The organism is Nocardia vaccinii NBRC 15922 (genome assembly GCF_001613305.1).
Classification (GTDB): domain Bacteria; phylum Actinomycetota; class Actinomycetes; order Mycobacteriales; family Mycobacteriaceae; genus Nocardia; species Nocardia vaccinii.
This window is the reverse complement of sequence record NZ_BDCC01000081.1, coordinates 1-4,772: the sequence shown is the minus strand read 5'-3', so window position 1 is coordinate 4,772 and position 4,772 is coordinate 1. Positions and strand designations below refer to the sequence as shown.

At 62.0% G+C, this 4,772-nt stretch carries 2 protein-coding genes; both read right to left on the bottom strand.

Features of this window, described 5'->3' with window-relative positions:
• Window positions 1-1,130 precede the first annotated feature (1,130 nt).
• Complete coding sequence (locus NV1_RS38455; protein ID WP_067903461.1) at window positions 1,131-2,357, bottom strand: acyl-CoA dehydrogenase family protein; 1,227 nt, start codon at window positions 2,355-2,357, stop codon at window positions 1,131-1,133.
• Window positions 2,358-2,478: 121 nt separating this feature from the next.
• Window positions 2,479-3,486 (bottom strand): hypothetical protein, encoded by a 1,008-nt coding sequence (locus NV1_RS38450; RefSeq protein WP_157117653.1) that lies wholly within the window; start codon window positions 3,484-3,486, stop codon window positions 2,479-2,481.
• Window positions 3,487-4,772 lie beyond the last annotated feature (1,286 nt).

Sequence of the window (4,772 nt, the reverse complement as noted above, 5' to 3'; positions counted from 1 at the left end):
TCAAACCCCTTGTTCAGACTCGGGGCCCGAAACACGGTGAGCCAACCCCCGCGCTCGTGCCGGAATTGCCTGTATATGTATTTCGCCAACGCCGAGGTGGCGTGCAGAACCCTGCCTCAGGACACCGCTATAGGAACAACAGCTGACTCACCTTGCCGACCGGCGTAATTCAGCGCGCAGTACTGATCCCCCATTACTCATCTATCGATGTCTCCCAGTATCTCGAAGTCTGAAATCTCGGACATTTCGAACATCTGGTGAAGCGGCGCGGGCCAACGGCTCGGCTGATGTACAGAACTTCAGCTCACACCCGACAGCACGTCGCAAGGTGGTGCCCACACTCACCACTGAGGGAAAAGCCAATCAAGCATACGAAATGCACAGCCACTCAGGGCGATTCGGTCAGCGCAAGGCCCCACGATCAGGTATCCAGGAGCTTAACACGCCATGTCCGGATACAAGAAAGCGACTCATGATCTTCGATCCGAAGCCGAGAACGTACATCCGATCCGCATCGCGTCAGCCGACCCGCTCGGGCCTTTCCACCCGGCACCGAGACATACGGCCGACGCACAGCCCCGGAGATCGCCTACCCGAGCCGACCTCCGGACAGCGTCCCCGACGGGATCGCTGCCATTCGGCCCGGCGCACAATGCGTTCATCCTCGGCGCGCCTGGCGAGCCGGAGCTGTGGCCGGGGGTACGCTGCGGGTACATGCGTGTTTGTTGTCGAACCATTCCATTTTCGACGAAAGGCACAGCAATATGAAGCGTCTCTCATTCACTATCGCCGTTGTGGCGAGTTCGTTGTGCGGCGCCGTACTCGGCGCCGGCCCATCGACGGCCGGTATTCCGCCGGCCGGTGTGCTCTGCGCCGGCATGACATGTGCGAACAGCACCTCCGCGCCGCAAATCGTCAATGGGACGGCGGTATGCGCGACCGGGATCTCATTGCCGGTCAGTGCACTGCTCGAGCCGCTCACCACCCGTCGGCTCAACGCGACGTGTCCCGACGGAACCGCGCCACTGGGCCTCAGTTTCTGAGCCGCCCATACCTCCACGTCCGCGTATCCGAGAACCGACCCGGCCGATCTGTTGTCAGGCCGATGGGATAAAGGCCGGAGCCCCAGATCAACTCCCCGACTCCATTTCGACGCTTGCCATGCCCGAGGGGTTGCACGCTGTGGAATACGTCTTTTCCGGTCGGCCGAGCCAGAAATTTGTGCTGCCGAGCCAGCGAATGATGTCCTTGGCTTGTGCGTAGTGGCGATGCAGTGCAGGCAAGGCCAAGGCGTTACCGACGCGCAGATAGTGACACATCCGTATAGCCACGGGCAGTTCGGAAGTGGCGTAGTGAGCCAGCATATGGAGATCGTTATCGACTCGTTGTCGATTCTCGGCGCTGCCACCATCTTGCGCGAGCGCCCAATTGGCCCACTGCGCAATCGCGTGCAGAGCCCGGGATGCGACGTAGATATCGGCACATGTCCGGGACACCGACCCGCACCGCGCGAAAGTACCCATGCCATCCTGCGGCCGCACGTATTCCGCGGCCAGCGTGAGTACGCCTTTCAACAGCCCATCGGCCACAGCACCGATCGACGCCAACGCGATCCGGTACAGCTCCGAGATGCCGTCTGGCAACAGTTGTTCTGCGGGGATCTCCACGTCGTTGAAATGCAGCGAAGATTCCGGCACACCAGTCGAGTACGGACTCCGGACGCGCTCGAGTCCTTCCGCCTCGCCCTCCACTACAGCAAGGCCGGAATCTGTCGGCACCAGAATCCACCGAGCCTGGTCGGCGTACGGCACGGTGACCTTACGACCGCGGATCCGCACCGTGCCGCCGTCAACGGCCGCGGTCGTCTCCGGCTTCATTGCGAACGGCGCACCGGGTTCATTGAGCGCGGCCGTGAGCACCGCACCCTCCGAGACTGCGGGAAACACCTTCTCCGCCAATGATTTCGGCGCGATGCGCAGTAACGGGAGCACTCCGAAGCCCAACGTTGTCAATACCGGCACCTGGACAGCGTCGGTGGCCAGCTCGGTCAAGACGGCAGCGACATCGAGCAACCCCAGACCGTCTCCGCCGTAGCATGCCGGCAGCGCTATCGACAGCAGCCCGCTATCCACAAGCTCGGGCCACAGCGCGATATCGCGTGCACTCTCACGCTCCAGCAAACGCACGACAAGCTCAGCAACAGCATCATGGCTCTCATCCCCGACGATGAAGCCCAAAGCAATGCCTCCCCAATCGAGTTTCAGAATAGGCTGCACGACTTGCGCAGTGGAACGAAACCCCTCCTCAGCGATGCGCAACTGGACTTCGTCGATACCTGCGACATTCGACAACAGCACATGACCAGTAATTCCTGCGACACAGTACACCCTTCGGCAATGGCAGTGACGCCGACACCGGCGGCAATCTCCCTTCGAGCTTTCACCGAAGGGAGATTGCCGCCGTGCTGGGACTTCTTCGTCAGGATTCCGATTCGATCACGAAATGCTCCAAGTGGGCTGTTTCATCAGAGCTGTCGCCGACATCGACCACTGCGACGAACTCCCGATCACCGGCACGTCGCTGCAGGGGGCCCCAGGAGTTGGCGAGATACCAACTCGCGCCGGTGGTACCGCGCGGGCCCAGGCCCGCACAAAATATCCAGTATCGGTCGGGGTGCAGGTCAGGGCTCGGCCGCACCCGCACGATGACACCGAGGTTGTTGTGATCTCCGCCGCAGTCGTACCGGGTGCCGTCCGTCAACTCCAGTTGGTCGAAATGGGAACGGCCTTCAGTGCCGCTGCCGCCGAGGTTGAACAGCGGACGCTCCACGCTGTCGAGGTACATGCGTGTGCAATCATTGGACGTCAAGCCGAAGCTGATGAAGGGGCAGTCGCTATTCATAGCGACTTCGCGGTCACTGCGGATATCGGCCGAAATACCGCTGTGCCGCTGCAGCATGGAAAACACGTACAACAATCCGCGAACTTCCCTCTCCGGCAAGGCAACCAGCAGATCCGAGTGATAGTCGGCTGCCAGTGCCCGGACCTTGCTACCGACCGCGCATCGATGGGGGAGTTCGGCTGCTCGCAGCTCTGGCACATGCCGTGTCGGCAGGTCGAAGGTCGGGTACACCAGAGTGATCCCGCTGGTGCTCACCTCGGCACCGAGAAATTCCTCGAGTTGGAGATCTGCTGTGGGAAGGTCCAGCTCGTGCGCTCCCACCGCACCCGGTGCTGCATCGACCAGCTGGAACAGTTTCTCGATCCGCCAGCCCGGGAACATCTTGGCCAGCACTCGACAATGGTAGTCGCGGGGAAGTCCGATCATTCTTCCCGAAAGCCACTGGTAGAACTGCGTCTTCGCCGGCCCGTAGCCCGGAGGGATGGGCGGATCGAGTTGCGCCGCACATCTGTCGTATACGGCCAGAAAATCCGAATGGTTCTTGAGATGCTGCTCCGCCAGCAGCATCTTCAGAACTGTTGCCAATGAAACCCCCTTCTACCCCTGCACCACCGACCGGTGGCGACTTCGACCTACATCCGCAGCCGGCGGTCGATCGATAACTCCGGGAACAGCCCCGGACGCGGTACCAGGCGAACCTGGATGTCGAAGCCTCCGTTACCGAGACCATCCATCGTTGCCACAGTCGGCCGTACCGGCTCGTTCCCGTCCGTGCCGAACGCGATATGCCGTCCGCCAAACGCACGACGAACGATGATGTGGCCGCGACGCCGCTGACGAAAAGCCGTCACAGGCGTGATCGGACGGCCCGTCCCGGTGCGGCCGGTGGGTCATGCTGCCTGCGAGGGGGCCCCGGCAGGAGCGGATGCAGTACAGGACGGAATACGGAACGCAACGAACCCGGATGGCGGCCCCGTCCGAGTGACCGGCGGTGACCGGCGCCGCATCGGCAGGCATGACGGCCGCGGTGGTCGGAGCCGCGTCAATGGTGAAAGCGGTTGTGGTGGAGCAGAACCGTGCGACCGGAGGATCGGAGGAGCCGGTACTCGCCACAACCGCGTCCGCGCCCGCCTGCGTGGGGTTCGAGGCTGGAGAGAGGGTGGTGATGGAAGACACGGCGCTGCCTCCTTTGCCGGCGATTGTGGTTCCTCTGCTGCACCAGATTGTTGCCCGACTCGTTTGGTGGCCCGCTACTTCCATTAACCCACCTAACATGTTGCAGGGCAACGTATCTCTGATCCGTTTTCGTCCGTTTTCGCGGCGGCGGCCGGCGGGCAACTCTCCGGGGCCGACACGGGCCTCTCGACCCGGCGATCGATCTGTCGAGAGGCCTTGTCAACAGCGATCTTTCAGCATTTTCGATCTGGGCGGACCGCACCGGGAACTCGCAGCAGCTGCCGCGTGGAAGTCCGGATAGCTCATGCTCCACGCAGGCCGAAAGTCGTTGCGTGGTGGATCGGCGATCTTGCCGGTGCGGCGATCGGATCGCAGCATTATCGGCAATTAGTCACTGTACTGGCGATACTCGTTGCAGCGCTGCACTTTTGGAAATCCATTGCCGTCTCACGCTCGAGGATCGGACCCGATTTCGCAATCATGGCAATCGACCGTCCCGCCGGACGAAGCCGCGGACCGGGAAGCCTTCGACCCGCGAGACGCGGCGAAGATCCGATACCGGACGAAAACGAACGCTTCCAGCGGGTCACCCGCCTGTTTCGAGGACGTTAATGGAAGTAGGGGGCCGCCAGAACAACTCGGGCAACCACAGGGGCTTGCCACGAGACAAACCTCAGCAATAAGGAGGCAAGCAG